This is a genomic window from Hydrogenophaga sp. UC242_53 (genome assembly GCF_042696965.1).
In the GTDB taxonomy this organism is placed as follows: Bacteria; Pseudomonadota; Gammaproteobacteria; order Burkholderiales; family Burkholderiaceae_C; genus Hydrogenophaga.
Genome location: NZ_CP170552.1, coordinates 2,860,735 through 2,875,992 on the forward strand (window position 1 = coordinate 2,860,735; position 15,258 = coordinate 2,875,992).

Sequence of the window (15,258 nt, forward strand, 5' to 3'; positions counted from 1 at the left end):
GCGGATCTACCTCGAGCTGGGCGTGGAGCATCGCCAGCACGCTGGCCCTGGCGGGGCCGGACACGCGGGTGATCGGCGTCGATCCCGCGCCCAAGGGCGATCCCCTGAGCCGCTGCGCGGGGCCGGCGCGGCTCTACCGCCGCACCAGCGCCGACTTCTTCGCCGCCGTGCCGGCGGACAGCGGCCTCGCCGACACCGGCTTCGACCTCGCCTTCATCGACGGCGATCACCGCTTCGACACCGTGCTCGACGACGTCATCGGTGCCGAGCGCCTGGCCGCGCCGGGCGCGGTGCTGCTGCTGCACGACACCGTGCCGCTGACCGCCGAGACCGCCGGCCGCGAACACCTCACCGGTTTCCACACAGGCGACGGCTGGAAGATCGTGCCCTGCCTGCGCGCCCTGCGGCCCGATCTGCGCATCGTCACGCTGCCCACCGCGCCCTCGGGACTCACCGTGGTGACCGGGCTCGACCCGTCGAACACCCGCTTGAGCGAACGGCGGGCCGCGATCCGCGAGAGCTACGCGCGGCTGCCGCCCGACGCCGCCCTGCATGCGCCCTCGCGCGTGCTGGCCCTGGGTCTCAACGATCCGGAGGCGGTGCGGCGCTGGCTGCGGCAGGCCGCGGACGCGCGATGACGCAGGCGAAGTCGTGCCCGATCTGCCCCGCGCGGATCAGCTCGTCCTCGGCCTCCATCAAGGCAGTCAGATAAGGCGCCTCGGCCGCCGGCGCGAAGTTCTGCGCGATGCTCCCCAGCACCAGGTGCAGCATCGAGCCGCCGTAGGGGCGCACGGCCTGCACCTCGAAATGGCCCGGCAGCAGCGGCAGCAACTCGGACGAGCGCACCGCTTCGCTGGCGTCCACCGCGATCACCTCCTGCACGCTCGGGCGGCGCGCGTTGCCCTTGAGCCGGCCGTCGGTCGTCATGCGCAGGCGCGGCGGCAACAGGTCCAGCAAGGTGTTGAGGTGGCGCTCTTGCGCCTGCGGCCACTGGAAGCGGTCCGGGCCCACGTACTCGTCGAGGAAGAACCAGCCGCCGGGCACCAGCAGCGCGGCCACGTCCGCGTACAGGCGCTCGAGGTCGCTGCCGTGGTGCACGCCGGCCACGCCCAGCACGGCGTCGAAGGTCCCGGGCAGGAAAGGCGCCTGCCCCAGGGGCAGGCGGTTCATGTCGGCATGGTGGTACTCGATGGCCAGCCCCTCGGCCTGGGCCTGCGCGCGCGCGCGCGCCAGCACCTGGGACGAGAAGTCGATCGCCACCGCCGAGGCGGCCCAGCCCCGGGACACCGCCTCGCGCTCCACATACCCCGCGCCGCAGGCCAGCACCAGGATCCGCCGCAGCGGCAGGGGCCGCTCGGCGGCCACCTGGCGGAAGAACCACTCCAGCGGGTGGATGCCCGCGTCGCCCGAGACCATCTCGGCGATGCGGGCCTTCACCGCCGGCAGGTGGGTCCAGTGCAGGCCGTGTTCGGTCCAGGTGGCCGGGTCGCCCCAGACGGCGTCGAGCTGGGCGGCGGCGCCGGGGTCGGCGGGGTTGGAAGGGGTCGCAGGGGACATCGCTGGGGCGTGAAAAGAGGATGCGGACCCGCCTAGTGTGCTCGATAGAATTTGTCCGCCCGACCGCCACCGCACCCGAGACCGCCCCCACCATGTTTCCGCCCGGCCACTACTACTCGCCCTTGCCCGATCTGGACGAGGTTCGGCGCCACGAGGCCCGGTTGTTCGGCGCGCCGCCCGCCACCCTGCCCGGCATCGACCTGCGCGAGCCCGAACAGCTGGCGCTGCTGCACGGCTTCGCGGCGCTCTACCCCGACATCCCCTTCGGCGACGAGCCCCGGCCCGGGCTGCGCTACCACTACCTGAACCCGGCCTACAGCTACTCCGACGCGATCATGCTGCATTGCATGCTGCGCACCCTGCGGCCCGCGCGCCTGGTGGAGGTGGGGTCGGGCCACTCGTCGTGCGTCACGCTGGACACCCGGCAGTACTTCCTGGACCCGTGGATGCACACCACCTTCATCGACCCCTACCCGCAGCTGCTGCAGTCGCTGCTGCGGCCCGAAGACCTGGCCACCACGACCGTGCTCGCCCAGGCGCTGCAGGAGGTGGACCTGGCGGTGTTCACCCAGCTGCGCGAGAACGACGTGCTGTTCATCGACTCCACGCACGTCGGCAAGATCGGCAGCGACGTCAACCGCCTGCTGTTCGAGATCCTGCCGGCGCTGGCCCCGGGCGTGGTGATCCACCTGCACGACGTCTTCTACCCCTTCGAGTACCCGAAGGAATGGATCTACGAAGGCCGGGTCTGGAACGAGGCCTACATGGTCCGGGCCTTCCTTCAGTACAACAGCGCCTTCGAGGTGCTGCTGATGAACACCTACATGGCCCACTTCCACCGCGATTTCTTCGCCGCGCACATGCCGGCCTGCCTGCGCAACACCGGCGGCAGCCTGTGGCTGCGCAAGACCGCCTGAGCCGCCACGCCAGGGCTCAGCCCAGGCCCTGGGGGTGGCCGGTCAGGCGGCGCAGGCGCGCGCCCTCTTCCGTGTGGTCCTGCGGGCACAGGATGCCCTGCACGCCGTGGCGGCGGCCATTCATGTAACGCCCCACCCGATCGAGCATGCGCGCGGGGTGGCGCTCAACGCAGGCCTCGTCCTTCACGAACACCGCCACGAAGTCGCTCCACACGTCGAGCTGCTGGTAGGCGGTGAACGACTCCAGCAGGGCCGGGCGGTGGCCCGAGCGCACGCCCCAGCGCACGAGCGCGCCGCCGGCGTCGGGGTAGAAGCGCCAGCAGTCCACCGGGTAGCGGTGGAAGTCGCCGTTGGAGGGCGCGTTGAGGTAGAACAGGCCCTCGGGCTTGAGCACCCGCAGCACCTCGTTGAAGCTCAGCCAGAACAGCTCGATGTGCTCGAAGCAGGAGCTGCTGACCACGGCGTCGATGCTCCCGTCGGCGAACGGCAGGTGGTACGGGTCGTCGAGCACCACGTCCACCCCGCGCCCGGGCGCGAAGTCCACGCCGATGTAGCGGCTGGCCGCTGGCGCCAGCGAGCGCAGCGAACCGTTCACGTCCTGCGCCCCGATGTCGAGCACGGTCGGTGCGGCCTGCGGATCGAGGTAGGTGTCGAAGAACAGGCGACCGTGGTCGAAGGCACTGGGGTGCATCTGGGCCGATCGGCGCGCCGGCTCAGCCGGCCGCGTTGAGCTGCTGCTCGAGCTGGTGCAGCACCTGGTAGCAGGCGAACACCCGGCCCACGCTCGAGTTGGGCTCGCGGCCTTCCTTGATCGCGGCGAAGAACTCGCGGTCCTGCAGCTCGATGCCGTTCATGCTCACGGCCACCTTGGACACGTCGATCTGCTCTTCCTTGCCGTTGAACAGGTCGTCGTAGCGCGCGAGGTAGGTCGCGGTGTCGCCGATGTAGCGGAAGTAGGTGCCCAGCGGGCCGTCGTTGTTGAACGAGAGCGACAGCGTGCAGATCGCGCCGTTGGCGGCCTTGAGCTGGATGCTCATGTCCATGGCGATGCCCAGCGTCGGGTGGATCGGGCCCTGCACGGCGTTGGCCTGCACGATGGGGCTGTTGGCCTGGTAGGCGAACAGGTCCACCGTGTGCGCGGCGTGGTGCCACAGCAGGTGGTCGGTCCAGCTGCGCGCCTGGCCCAGCGCGTTGGTGTTGGTGCGGCGGAAGAAATAGGTCTGCACATCCATCTGCTGGATGTTGAACTTGCCGGCCTGGATCTGGTTGTGCACGTACTGGTGGCTGGGGTTGAAGCGGCGCGTGTGGCCGCACATGGCGACCAGGCCGGTCTTCTTCTGCAGCTCCACCACGGCCTGCGCGCCCGCGAGGCTGTCGGCCAGCGGAATCTCCACCTGCACGTGCTTGCCGGCGTTCAGGCAGGCCAGGGTCTGCTCGGCGTGCATCTGCGTGGGCGTGCACAGGATGACGGCGTCCAGCTCCTTGAGCGCGAGCGATTCGGACAGCTCGGTGGTGACGTGGCCGATGCCGTACTTGGCGGCCACTTCCTTCGTCTTGTCCAGCTCGCGGCCGACCAGCGAGATGACCTCGACGCCGTCGATGTTCTTGATGCCGTCCAGGTGCTTGACGCCGAAGGCGCCAGCGCCCGCCAGGGCGACTTTGATGGTTTTGCTCATGTCAGGTGTTCTCCAGGATCAGGTGGCCCACCGCCGTGTTCGACGCGGGCACGTGGTAGAAGCGTTGCACGGCCTTCGGGCGGGGACCGCCGGCCGCATCGGCCATCGCGCCGCGCGCGATCAGCCACATCACGAGTTCGATGCCTTCGCTACCCGCATCGCGCACGTAGTCGATGTGCGGGATGTCGGCGGCGGCCTCGGGGTCGCTGATCAGCTTGTCGAGGAAGGCGTTGTCGAAGTCCTTGTTGATCAGGCCCGCGCGCGGTCCCTGCAGCTGGTGGCTCATGCCGCCCGTGCCCCAGATGTGCACGTTGATGTCCTCGTCGTAGCTGGCTACCGCCTTGGCGATGGCCTTGCCGAGGTTGTAGCAGCGCCGGCCGCTGGGCACGGGGTACTGCACCACGTTGACCGCGAACGGGATCACCGGGCAGGGCCAGGCGCCCTTGACCGGGTCCTGCGGGCCGCACATCAGCGAGAGCGGCACGGTCAGGCCGTGGTCCACGTCCATCTTGTTGACGATCGTGAGGTCGAAGTCCTGCTGGATCACCGACTGCGCGATGTGCGAGGCCAGGTCCGGGTGGCCGATCACCTTGGGCACGGGACGCGGGCCCCAGCCCTCGTCGGCCGGCTGGTACTCGGCGGCGGTGCCGATCGCGAAGGTGGGGATCATGTCCAGGCTGAAGGCCGTGGCGTGGTCGTTGAAAACCAGGAAGATGACGTCGGGCTTGTTGTCCTTCATCCACTGCTTGCCGAACTCGTAGCCCTGGAAGACCGGTTGCCAGTAGGGCTCGTGGGTCTTGCCGAGGTCGAGCGCGGCGCCGATGGCCGGGACGTGCGAGGTGTAGACGGATGCGGTGATGCGGGCCATGTCAGTTCTTTCCTTTTCCCTGTGGCTGGCGGTGCGCCTGGGCATCGCCGTCTTCGCCGACCACGCGGTTGCCTTCGGCCGAACGGCCGCCGGCCACCATCATGTTGCGGTACTCCTCTTCGGTCATGCCGGTCATGGAGCCCGCCATCTGCTGGAAGCTCTTGCCGTCGGTGGCACCGATCTTGGCCAGGAAGTAGATGTTGCCGCCCAGGCGGATGCACCAGTTCAGGTCGCGCGCGAGCACGGCCTGCTTCTGCTCTTCCGTCATGGCCCACTCGTCGAGGTAGGCGCGCTCGTCCTTCTTGAAGCGCTCGCGGTTCTCGGCCTTCATCAGGCTCATGCAGAACTGGTTGAGCCAGTAGCCCTTGCGGCTCTGCTCGGCGTCGAAGATGGTCGTGCCGGGCACGTCCAGGTAGGGTTTGTCCAGGGCCATGGTTATGCCTCCCGCCGAGCCGCCTCAAGGGCGGCATGCGCCCCCTCGGGGGGCAGCGAATACACGAAGTGATGAGCGTGGGGGTTCATACTTGTTCCTCGGGCCAGTAAAGGCGCATGGGGTTGGTGACGAGCAGCTTCTTCTGCAGCTCGGCCGTGGGCGCGATCTGCGGAATGAAGTCGACCAGCAGGCCGTCGTCGGGCATGTGGTCCTTGAGGTTGGGGTGCGGCCAGTCGGTGCCCCACAGCACGCGGTCGGGGAACTCCTCGACCACCTTGCGCGCGAACGGCACCACGTCCTGGTAGGCCGCCTGTTCACCGTTCAGCGCCTTGGGGCCGGTCACGCTCAGGCGCTCGGGGCAGCTCACCTTGCTCCACACATTGGGGTGCTGGCGCATGAACTTGAGGAACAGCTCGAACTCGGGGCCGTCCACCGGCTTGCTCACATCGGGGCGGCCCATGTGGTCCACCACCACGGTGGTGGGCAGCGCGGTGAAGAAGTCCCACAGCTCGGGCAGGTCCACCGCCTCGAAGTAGATGACCACGTGCCAGCCCAGCTTCTGGATGCGCGCGGCGATCTCCATCAGCTCGTCCTTGGGCGTGAAGTCCACCAGGCGCTTGACGAAGTTGAAGCGCACGCCGCGCACGCCGGCGGCGTGCAACTGCTGCAGTTCCTCGTCGGTCACGCTGCGCTTGACGGCGGCGACGCCGCGCGCCTTGCCGCCGCTGGAGAGGCAGGCATCGACCATGGCGCGGTTGTCGGCGCCGTGGCAGGTGGCTTGGACCACCACGTTGCGCGAAAAGCCGAGGTGGTCGCGCAGCGCGTACAACTGGGCCTTGCTGGCGTCGCAAGGCGTGTACTTGCGCTCGGGCGCGTAGGGAAATTCGGCGCCCGGGCCAAACACGTGGCAGTGCGCGTCCACGGCGCCGGCCGGCAGCTGGAAACGCGGCTTGCTCGGGCCGTCGTACCAGTCGAGCCAGCCCGCGGTCTTGGTGAAATCACCGGAAGTCGGTTTTGTCATTCTCGAATCCTTCTGCATGAAGTGACGCTGTCCAGAAACACCGCGGAACCGGCTTTGCCGGGCCGCTGGTGTTGCCCCCTTTCAAGGGGGTCGCGCAAAGCGCGGCGGGGGTTAGTCGATATAGCGCAGGCCGGCGGCGGCCAGGGGCTCGCGCATCTTGTACATGTCCAGCCCGAGCACGCCGCTGGCCAGCTTGGCGCGCTTCTCGCCCTCGAAGCTCTCGCGCTTGCGCGCGGCCTCCAGCGTGGCGGCGGCGCGCGCGGCGGGCACGCAGACCACGCCGTCGTCGTCGGCCACGATCACGTCGCCCGGCGTCACCAGCATGCCGGCGCAGACGATGGGGATGTTCACCGAGCCCAGCGTGGCCTTGATGGTGCCCTTGCTGCTGATGGCCTTGCTCCACACCGGGAAGTTCATCTCCTGCAGCGTCTTCACGTCGCGCACGCCGGCGTCGATGATGAGCGCGCGGGCGCCGCGCGCCTGGAACGAGGTGGCGAGCAGGTCGCCGAAGTAGCCGTCGGTGCACTCGGCGGTGACGGCGGCCACCACGATGTCGCCGGGCTGGATCTGCTCCGCGGCCACGTGCATCATCCAGTTGTCACCGGGCTGCAGCAGCACGGTGACGGCGGTGCCGCTGACCTGCTGGCCCGCATAGATCGGGCGCATGTAGGGCTTGAGCAGGCCCACGCGGCCCATGGCCTCGTGGACGGTGGCCGAGCCCAGTGCGGCCAGGCCGTCGGCGGCCGCGCGGTCGGCGCGGGTGATGTTGCGGTAGACAACGCCCAGTTCGTACATGTGAAACTCCTTACAGGCCCTTGGCCTTGAGACGCGCATCCAGGCGCGGGAACACGCGGCGCACGTTGCCTTCGTAGATCTGGTGCTTGTCGTCCGCACTCAGGATCTTCGACGCCTCGATGTAGCGCTTGGTGTCGTCGTAGTAGTTGCCGGTCGTCGGGTCGATGCCACGCACGGCGCCGATCATCTCGCTGGCGAACAGCACGTTCTTCACCGGGATCACGGTGTTGAGCAGGTCGATGCCGGGCTGGTGGTACACGCAGGTGTCGAAGAACACGTTGTTCATCAGGTGCGTGTCCAGCAGCGGCTTCTTCATCTCCTGCGCCAGACCACGGAAACGGCCCCAGTGGTAGGGCACCGCGCCGCCGCCGTGCGGGATCAGGAACTTCAGCGTCGGGAAGTCCTTGAACAGGTCGCCCTGGATGAGCTGCATGAAGGCGGTGGTGTCGGCGTTGAGGTAGTGCGCGCCGGTGGTGTGGAAGCAGGCGTTGCAGCTGGTGCTCACGTGGATCATGGCCGGCAGGTCGTACTCGGCCATCTTTTCGTAGATGGGGTACCAGTGCTTGTCGGTCAGCGGTGGGCTGGTCCAGTGGCCGCCCGAAGGATCGGGATTGAGGTTGATGCCGACCGCGCCGTATTCCTTGACGCACTTCTCCAGCTCGGGGATGCAGGTCTTCGGATCAACACCGGGCGACTGCGGCAGCATCGCCACCGGCACGAAGTGGTCGGGGAACAGCGTGGAGACGCGGTGGCACAGCTCGTTGCAGATGGCGGCCCAGGTGCTGGAGACGTTGAAGTCACCGATGTGGTGCGCCATGAAGCTCGCGCGCGGCGAGAACAGCGTGATGTCGCTGCCGCGTTCCTTCATCAGCTTGAGCTGGTTGGTCTCGATGGACTCGCGCAGTTCGTCGTCGCTGATCTTCAGGTCGGCGACCTTCGGCATGAGCGCCGGGTCCTGGATGCCCGCGATCTGCTGGTTGCGCCAGGCCTCCAGCGCCTTGGGGGCGGTGGTGTAGTGGCCGTGGCAGTCGATGATGAGACTCATGTAGGGGCTCCTCTTGGGGGTCGGTGGATTCAGGCGGGTTCCATGCCCTGGCGGCGCTTGGCCGCTTCGGCATCGGGGGATGTCATGAATTCGAGCAGGGCGCGCACGCGCGCGGCCTGGGTCCGTCGGCGGGCAGGCCGGCGGAAAAGACGGTGGTGATCTCGACCTCGGGCGGCATGCCGCCGACGAGGGTGATGCCGTCGACGTGGATCAGCTCGCTGAGCTGCTGGAAGCCCAGCTCGACCTCGCCGCGCGCCACCAGCGTGCCCACCGGCACACCGGGCGGTGCCTGCACGGTGCGCCCGCGCATCTCGTCGGCCACGCCCCAGCGTTCGAACAAAGCAGCCAGCGCCACGCCGCTGGGGCCGGTGGAGTAGCTGATGCTGCGCGCGGCCAGCACGGCGCGCTTCAGCGCGGCTTCGGAGCCGATGTCGGGCACCGGCGCGCCCGCGCGCACCGCGATGGCCAGCGCTCGAGCGCACCAGATCCACGCGGCTGCCGGCCTGCAGGTGGCCGGCGGCGATCAGCTTGTCGATCGCGTCGGAGGCGAGGATCACCACGTCGAAGCGCTCACCAGCGGCAACGCGTTTGGCCGCGTCCACGCCGCCGACGGCCTCGATCGCCACCGCGCCGCCCGCGCGTTGCTCGAACGCCGCGCCCAGTTCGGCCAGCACCTGGCGGGTGCGATGGACGAAATGCCTCGGATGCTCGGTGGGGTCTCGGTGGTCATGGGCAGGGACTCGGGTTGAAGGGCGCATTGTGACCCCCAGCACCCCTCAAGAAAAGTCACAGTCGCGGCTATCAGCTAGAACAAAATCACATAACTATGATGGGGGCTGCAACCCGACCTTTTCCATGGACCTGAAACAACTCGAATACTTCGTGCGCGTGGCCGAACTCGGCAGCTTCACACGCGCCGCCATGGCGCTGAACGTGGCGCAGCCCGCGCTCTCGCGCCAGGTGCGCCTGCTGGAGGTGGAACTGCGGCAGAACCTGCTGGTGCGCAACGGCCGGGGCGCCACGCCCACCGAGGCCGGCAAGCTGCTGCTGGCGCACGGGCGCGGCATCCTGCACCAGGTGGAGCGGGCGCGCGAAGAGCTGGGCCGGGTGCGCGGCGCGCTGGCCGGGCGCGTGGCCATCGGCCTGCCGCCCAGCCTGGCGCGCGTGCTCACGGTGCCGCTCACGCGCGCCTTCCGCCAGCAGCTGCCGCAGGCCAGCCTGTCGATCAGCGAGGGCCTGTCCATGACCATGCAGGAATCGCTGGTGAACGGCCGGCTGGACATCGCCGTGCTCTACAACGCGCAGCCCTCGCCCGAACTCGAGATCCACCCGCTGCCCGACGAGGAACTGGTGCTGGTGGAGCCCCGCCCACCGGGCCTGCCGGAAGACCCGCCGCCCCTGGCGATCCCGCTGCGCGAGGTGGCCGAACTGCCGCTGGTGATCCCGAGCAGGCCCAACGCGATCCGCATGCACGTGGAAACCGAGATGCGCCAACATCGGCTGCCGGCCCCACATCGCGCTGGAAATCGACGGCGTCTCGGCCATCCTCGACCTCGTGGCCGACGGCGCGGGCGCCGCCCTGCTCTCGCGCAACGCGGTGTTCAGCTCGATCCGGCCCTCGGCCTACCGCATGCGCCCGGTGAGCGACCCGCCCTTGCGCACCCGCCTGTGCCTGGCCGTGAGTTCCCAGCGCCCAGCCACGCTGACGCAGCAGACCACGCTGGAACTGATCAGGAAGCTGGTGACTTAGCCCAGCCACCCGGCGCTGTGGCGCATCAACCAGAGGATGGCGCTGAGCGTGAAGAACGAGGCCACGGTGGTGGCCAGCAGCGCGGCCGCGGTGAAGCCTTCATGGCCGTGGCGCTGCGCGAGCAGCGGGTAGATGCCCAGCATGGGCATGGCGGCGGACAGCACCACCGCGGCGCGCAGCTCGCCGGTGAGCGCGGGCAGGCCGATCAGGGGCAGGAGCATCACGGCGGCCCACACCGCGGCGGGGTGCAGCAGCAGCTTGCCGAGGGTGATCTGCGCCACCTGGCGGCGCAGGCCACGCACCTGCAGGCCCACCAGCGTGCCGCCGATGATGAACAGCGCCAGGCCGCCGCTGGCCGCGCCGAACAGATTGACCGTGCGCGCGATCACCGAAGGGATGGGCCAGCCCAGCAGCGCGACCACGAAACCCAGCACGATGGCGATGATCATGGGGTTGCGCACCAGGCGGTGCAGCGTCTCGCGCAAGGCGTGCCTCCAGGACGAGCGCGCCGTGTCCGACGCCCCCACATCGGCCAGCGTCATCAGCAGCGGCAGCTTGATGAGGTTTTCCACCAGCAGGTTCATCGCCAGCGCCACGCCCGCCAGCGGCCCGATCGCCAGCAGCACCACCGGGTAACCGATGAAGGTGCTGTTGCCGCAGGTCATGCCCATGGTGGTGTAGGCGCTCTCGGTCAGCGAGCGCTTCTGCAGGCGGTGCGCGCCCCACAGGCTGATCAGCAGCCACACCACCGAACCCACGCCGAAAGCCAGCAGGTAGGCCGGCTGCAGCAACTCGGCGATCGGCCGCGAAGCCAGCGCATTGAAAAGCAGCGCCGGCAGCGCGAACTGGATGACGAACTTGCCCATCACCCGCATGTCCGCAGGCGAAAACACCCGCCAGCGCACAGCCGCAAAACCCAGCGCGATGCAAAGGTAGATCGGCCCGGTGATGGCCAGGATATCGAGCAAGGGGGAGAGAAAAGAGAAGAAAAAGAAAACCAGGCAGCCGGCGCGCGTGCCTCAACCCAGAATGCCCGCGGAACCGGCTTTGCCGGGCCGCAGGGCATGCCCCCCTTCAGGGGGGACGCGCGTCAGCGCGGCGGGGGGTGCTCCGATCACTGCTTCTGGATCTTGGCCTTCTCGATCACACCGCTCCAGCGGCGGATGTCGGACGCGAGCAAGGCCGCGTTCTGTTCCGGCGTGCTCGAGCGCGCGTCGATGTTCAGGCCGCGCAGCTTTTCGCGCACACCGGGATCGGCCACGGCGGTGGCGATTTCCTTGTGCAGGCGCTCCACCACCGCGCGCGGCGTCTTCGAGGGCACGGCCAGCGCGTTCCAGGACGACGCGATGTAGTCCTTGACGCCGGCCTCGACCGCCGTGGGCACCTCGGGCAGCACGATGGATCGCTTCTCGCCGGTCACGGCCAGCGCGCGCAGGGCGCCGCCCTGGATCTGCGTGAGCACCGGCGCCAGGATTTCCACCGCCACGTCGACCTGCTGGCCACGGATGGCGCCGATCAGCGCGGGCGAGCCGTTGTAGGGCACGATCTGCGCGTCGATGCCGGCCGTGCTCTTGAACAGCTCGGCCGCGAGGTGCTGGGTGCTGCCGATGTTGATGCTGCCGATGTTGATCTTGCCGGGGTTGGCCTTGGCGAAGCTCACCAGCTCGCCCAGGGTCTTGTGCGGCGAGTTCGCGGGCACCACCACGGCGATGTCGAAGTAGCCCAGCGTGGAGACCGGCGTGAAATCCTTGATGGTGTCGAACGGCAGCTTCTGGAACAGGCTGGCCGTCACGGCGGTGCCGTTGGACATCAGGAACATGGTGTGGCCGTCGGGCTCGGAACGCGCGACCGACTCGGCGGCCACCACGCCACCGGCACCGGGGCGGTTGTCGATCACCACCGGCTGGCCGAGCTGGCTGGTCAGCTTCTCGGCCACGATGCGCGCGGTGAGGTCCCCCACGCCACCGGGGCCGAACGGCACCACGATGCGCAGGCCTTTGGACGGGAAGGCGGACTGCGCCACGGCCGGCAGGGCCACCAGACCCATGGCCGCAGCAGCCAGGGTGGCACCGAGCACGGCGCGGCGACGGAGATTCAGGAATGTCGTCATGTCATTTACCCCACAAATTGAACCAACCAGAGAGAGACGGCCGGGAAGAAGAGCACCAGCAGGGTGCGCACCACGTCGCTGGCCAGGAAAGGCATCACGCCGCGGTAGCTCTCGCCAATGGGCACGTTCTTGGCCAGGCCGTTGACCACGTAGACGTTCAGGCCCACGGGCGGCGCCAGCAGTCCAAAGCCCACGGTCATCAGCACCATGATGCCGAACCAGATCGCCACCGACTCCTGCGGCATGCCGAAGTCCAGGCCCATGACCACGGGGAAGAAGATCGGGATGGTCAGCAGGATCATGGAGAGTTCGTCCATCACCGCGCCCAACACCACGTAGAACAGCAGGATGCCGCCCACCACCATCAGCGGCGAGACGTCCCAGCCCTGGATGACCGAAGCCAGCTGCGCGGGCACCTGGGTGAGGGCCAGGGCCGAGTTCATGAGGTCGGCGCCGATGAAGATCATGAAGATCATCGCGCTGGCCGCTGCCGTGGAGTAGAAGCACAGCTTGACCTTGGCCCAGGTGAGCTCGCGCTTGAACAGGGCCGCGACAAAGGTGGCGGCCGCGCCGACACCCGCGCCCTCGGTGGGCGTGAACAGGCCGCCGTAGATGCCGCCGAAGACGACCAGGAACACGATCGCGATGGGCAGCACGCCCATCAGGGCCTGAAGCGTGAGTTTCTGGTCGTTCTCATCGTGCTCGGGCGCATTGCCAGGCACCAGGCGCACATAGACCGCGATGGCGATCATGTAGCCCACCATCGCGATGATCCCGGGGATCATGGCCGCGGCGAACAGCTTGGCGATGTTCTGCTCGGTCAGGATGGCGTAGATCACCAGCGGCACTGAAGGCGGGATCAGCACGCCCAGCGTGCCGCCCGCGGCCAGCGTGCCGGTGGCCGAGACGACCGGAATAACCGTGGCGCTTCATTTCAGGCAGGGCCACCGAGGTGATGGTGGCCGCCGTGGCGACCGACGAACCGCAGATGGCACCAAAACCCGCGCTGGCCAGCACGGCGGCCATGGCCAGGCCGCCCTTGAAGCGGCCCATGACCACGGCGGCAAACTGGAACAGCGCCTTGGAGATGCCGCCCTGGGTGGCGAAGTTGCCCATCAGGATGAACAGCGGAATGACCGAGAGGTCGTAACTGGCGAAGCGCGCGAACGCCATGCCGTTGAGGTTGTTGAAGAAAGGTGGCAGGCCCACCTGGTAGATGTAGCCGAAGGTGCCGGCGGCGAACATGGAGACGGCGATCGGCACGCGGATCGCCATCAGGATCAGCATCACTGCGAAGATCGACCCCGCGAGACTCAAAGAACTCATTCACCCTGCTCCGAAAAATTGCCAATGAATGCCTGGTACAGGGCGATCAAGCCAGTCAGCACGAACGGCGGAACCATGAAGGCGTAGGTGATCCATTCAGGAAAGCCGAGCATCATGGTGGTGGTCTGCGAGCTGTGGGCGCTCATGCCGCCGATGGCGGTGCGCCACGCGAGCGCGAACATGAGGATCGCCAGCAGCAGGCTGCCGAAGCGGTCCAGGCGCGCGATGCCGGCTTCGGACACCTTGGCGGTGAAGAAGTCGACGATGATGTTCTCGCGCTTGAGCTGGCACCAGGGCATGAAGAGCGCGACCGCCGCGCCCGCGGTGACAGCGGTCAGCTCGTAGTCACCCACCAGCGTGACGCCGATGGTGTTGCGGCCGATCAGGCTGAAGCAGGTGATGATGGTGATCACCGTGAGCAGGACCCCGGCCAGGATGGCGCAGAACCTGGCCAATAAAGACAGCACTTTCAAACTTGTCACCTTCAAAAAAAGGACCAATTCACGTCCGCTGAGCACAGCGAAAGCGAATCGGTCACTCAGTAGAGGGACGGCCAGGAGGGCCGTCCCGTGGGGGGTGCGGGATTATCGCTGGTACTTCGCGATCAGCGCACGCGCTTCCGACAGGAGTTTGGCCCCGTCGATGTTCTTGCCCTTCATTTCGTTGACCCAGTCGGTCTCGACCGTGGCCGCGGTGCGGCGCCAGCGCTGCGTCTCGGCCGCGTCGAGCGCCACGATGTTGTTCTTGGCCTTCTCGGCGATCTCGCGGCCGGCCTTGTCGCCGTCGTCCATGGCCTTGCCGAACAGGGCGGCGGTCTCGATGCCGGAGTTGGAGTCGATCACCTTCTTCAGGTCGGGCGGCAGCTTCTCGTAGCTGGCGCGGTTCATGGAGAACGCGAAGGTCTGGGTGTACAGGCCCTGCTTGCCGGCGAAGGTGGTGTGGTTCTTCACCAGCTCCGTGACCTTGAGCGAGGGCGTGACTTCCCAGGGGATGGTGGTGCCGTCGATGGTGCCCTTGGACAGGGCGTCGGTCACGGCCGGCACCGGCATGCCCACGGGCGTGGCGCCCAGCTTGGTGAGCATGTTGTTGATGACGCGCGAGCCGCCGCGCACCTTCATGCCACGCAGGCTTTCCAGGCCGGTCACCGGCGTCTTGGTGTGGAACAGGCCGGGGCCGTGGGTGTGCACCGCGATCAGCTTGACCTCGCGGAATTCGTCGGCGGCGAACTTCTCGACGTATTCCTGGAAGGCGCGCGAGGACTCCTCGGCCGAGCCGCTCATGAAGGGCAGCTCGAAGACTTCGGACTTGTTGAAGCGGCCCGGGGTGTAGCCCAGCACGGTCCAGGTCAGGTCCACCACGCCGTCGCGGGCCTGGTCGTACAGCTGCGGGGGCGCGCCGCCCAGGGCCATGGCATGGAACAGCTGGACCTTGATCTTGCCGCCCGACTCGGCCTCCACCTTCTGCGCCCAGGGGATGAGCGCGCGCGCCGGGATGGTGGCCTGCTGCGGCAGCATCTGGTGCAGCCGCAGCGTGACCTGCTGCTGGGCCATGGCGTTGCCCGCCATCAGGGCACCAGCGAGGGCACCCACGGCCAGCAAGGCGGTTCGGCGTTGGATGAATCTCATGCTTGTCTCCAGTTCCTTGTGTTCGCCGGGTCGGTAGCGTGTGGGCGCACTCCGACTTCCGGCAGGCTTGAAGAACGTCTTGCCCACACTGTGCATGGCCGCCGGCATCTCCGCCAGCCAGATAACCGACTTTCA

Annotated in this window: 14 protein-coding genes and 3 pseudogenes; 3 read left to right on the forward strand and 14 right to left on the reverse strand. The window is 68.0% G+C overall.

Annotation, left to right across the window (positions count from 1 at the left end; genetic code table 11):
* Positions 1 to 41: 41 nt before the first annotated feature.
* Complete coding sequence (locus tag ACFJI0_RS14335) at positions 42 to 638, forward strand: class I SAM-dependent methyltransferase (RefSeq protein ID WP_382325653.1); 597 nt, start codon at positions 42 to 44, stop codon at positions 636 to 638.
* Here the strand turns inward: ACFJI0_RS14335 and ACFJI0_RS14340 are convergent.
* Positions 583 to 1,557 (reverse strand): class I SAM-dependent methyltransferase, encoded by a 975-nt coding sequence (locus ACFJI0_RS14340; protein WP_382320615.1) that lies wholly within the window; start codon positions 1,555 to 1,557, stop codon positions 583 to 585. The genes ACFJI0_RS14335 and ACFJI0_RS14340 overlap by 56 nt on opposite strands.
* 92 nt (positions 1,558 to 1,649) lie before the next feature.
* Here ACFJI0_RS14340 and ACFJI0_RS14345 point away from each other — a divergent pair, with 92 nt between their 5' ends.
* The gene (locus ACFJI0_RS14345; RefSeq protein WP_382320617.1) at positions 1,650 to 2,474 is read left to right on the forward strand and encodes a class I SAM-dependent methyltransferase; all 825 of its coding nucleotides are present in this window, start codon (positions 1,650 to 1,652) and stop codon (positions 2,472 to 2,474) included.
* 16 nt (positions 2,475 to 2,490) lie between these two features.
* Here ACFJI0_RS14345 and ACFJI0_RS14350 read toward each other — a convergent pair whose 3' ends face one another.
* The 8 genes and pseudogenes from ACFJI0_RS14350 to ACFJI0_RS14385 all read right to left on the reverse strand — a co-directional run bounded on the left by ACFJI0_RS14350 (position 2,491) and on the right by ACFJI0_RS14385 (position 9,042).
* Positions 2,491 to 3,165 (reverse strand): class I SAM-dependent methyltransferase, encoded by a 675-nt coding sequence (locus ACFJI0_RS14350; protein ID WP_382320620.1) that lies wholly within the window; start codon positions 3,163 to 3,165, stop codon positions 2,491 to 2,493.
* Positions 3,166 to 3,187: 22 nt separating this feature from the next.
* Positions 3,188 to 4,150, reverse strand: coding sequence for a Gfo/Idh/MocA family oxidoreductase (locus ACFJI0_RS14355; protein WP_382156733.1), 963 nt, complete (start codon positions 4,148 to 4,150; stop codon positions 3,188 to 3,190).
* Between the two features lies 1 nt (position 4,151).
* Positions 4,152 to 5,018 (reverse strand): class III extradiol dioxygenase subunit beta, encoded by an 867-nt coding sequence (locus tag ACFJI0_RS14360; RefSeq protein ID WP_382320623.1) that lies wholly within the window; start codon positions 5,016 to 5,018, stop codon positions 4,152 to 4,154.
* Between the two features lies 1 nt (position 5,019).
* Complete coding sequence (ligA, locus tag ACFJI0_RS14365; RefSeq protein ID WP_382320625.1) at positions 5,020 to 5,451, reverse strand: protocatechuate 4,5-dioxygenase subunit alpha; 432 nt, start codon at positions 5,449 to 5,451, stop codon at positions 5,020 to 5,022.
* Positions 5,452 to 5,536: 85 nt separating this feature from the next.
* Positions 5,537 to 6,472 carry an amidohydrolase family protein gene (locus ACFJI0_RS14370; protein ID WP_382320627.1) on the reverse strand — a complete coding sequence of 312 codons (936 nt, stop codon included), beginning with the start codon at positions 6,470 to 6,472 and terminating at the stop codon, positions 5,537 to 5,539.
* A 111-nt stretch (positions 6,473 to 6,583) separates the two neighbouring features.
* Positions 6,584 to 7,267, reverse strand: coding sequence for a 4-carboxy-4-hydroxy-2-oxoadipate aldolase/oxaloacetate decarboxylase (gene ligK, locus ACFJI0_RS14375; RefSeq protein ID WP_382156725.1), 684 nt, complete (start codon positions 7,265 to 7,267; stop codon positions 6,584 to 6,586).
* A gap of 10 nt (positions 7,268 to 7,277) precedes the next feature.
* Positions 7,278 to 8,312, reverse strand: coding sequence for an amidohydrolase family protein (locus ACFJI0_RS14380; RefSeq protein WP_382156723.1), 1,035 nt, complete (start codon positions 8,310 to 8,312; stop codon positions 7,278 to 7,280).
* A gap of 29 nt (positions 8,313 to 8,341) precedes the next feature.
* Positions 8,342 to 9,042 (reverse strand): annotated as a pseudogene (locus ACFJI0_RS14385) (substrate-binding domain-containing protein).
* 125 nt (positions 9,043 to 9,167) lie between these two features.
* On the opposite strand from ACFJI0_RS14385, the pseudogene ACFJI0_RS14390 reads away from it, so the two are divergent.
* Positions 9,168 to 10,062: pseudogene (locus ACFJI0_RS14390) on the forward strand (LysR substrate-binding domain-containing protein).
* On the opposite strand, the gene ACFJI0_RS14395 reads toward ACFJI0_RS14390, so the two are convergent.
* The 5 genes and pseudogenes from ACFJI0_RS14395 to ACFJI0_RS14415 form a co-directional block, all read right to left on the reverse strand.
* Complete coding sequence (locus ACFJI0_RS14395) at positions 10,059 to 11,030, reverse strand: AEC family transporter (RefSeq protein ID WP_382320629.1); 972 nt, start codon at positions 11,028 to 11,030, stop codon at positions 10,059 to 10,061. The pseudogene ACFJI0_RS14390 and the gene ACFJI0_RS14395 overlap by 4 nt on opposite strands.
* A gap of 146 nt (positions 11,031 to 11,176) precedes the next feature.
* On the reverse strand, positions 11,177 to 12,172 hold the full coding sequence (locus tag ACFJI0_RS14400) for a Bug family tripartite tricarboxylate transporter substrate binding protein (protein WP_382320631.1): 996 nt from the start codon (positions 12,170 to 12,172) through the stop codon (positions 11,177 to 11,179).
* Between the two features lie 5 nt (positions 12,173 to 12,177).
* Positions 12,178 to 13,498: pseudogene (locus ACFJI0_RS14405) on the reverse strand (TRAP transporter large permease).
* Positions 13,495 to 13,965 (reverse strand): TRAP transporter small permease, encoded by a 471-nt coding sequence (locus ACFJI0_RS14410; RefSeq protein ID WP_382325655.1) that lies wholly within the window; start codon positions 13,963 to 13,965, stop codon positions 13,495 to 13,497. Before ACFJI0_RS14410 ends, ACFJI0_RS14405 begins: the two are co-directional and overlap by 4 nt.
* A gap of 117 nt (positions 13,966 to 14,082) precedes the next feature.
* Positions 14,083 to 15,123: a TRAP transporter substrate-binding protein gene (locus tag ACFJI0_RS14415; protein WP_382320633.1), complete on the reverse strand. Its 1,041-nt coding sequence runs from the start codon at positions 15,121 to 15,123 to the stop codon at positions 14,083 to 14,085.
* Positions 15,124 to 15,258: the final 135 nt, after the last annotated feature.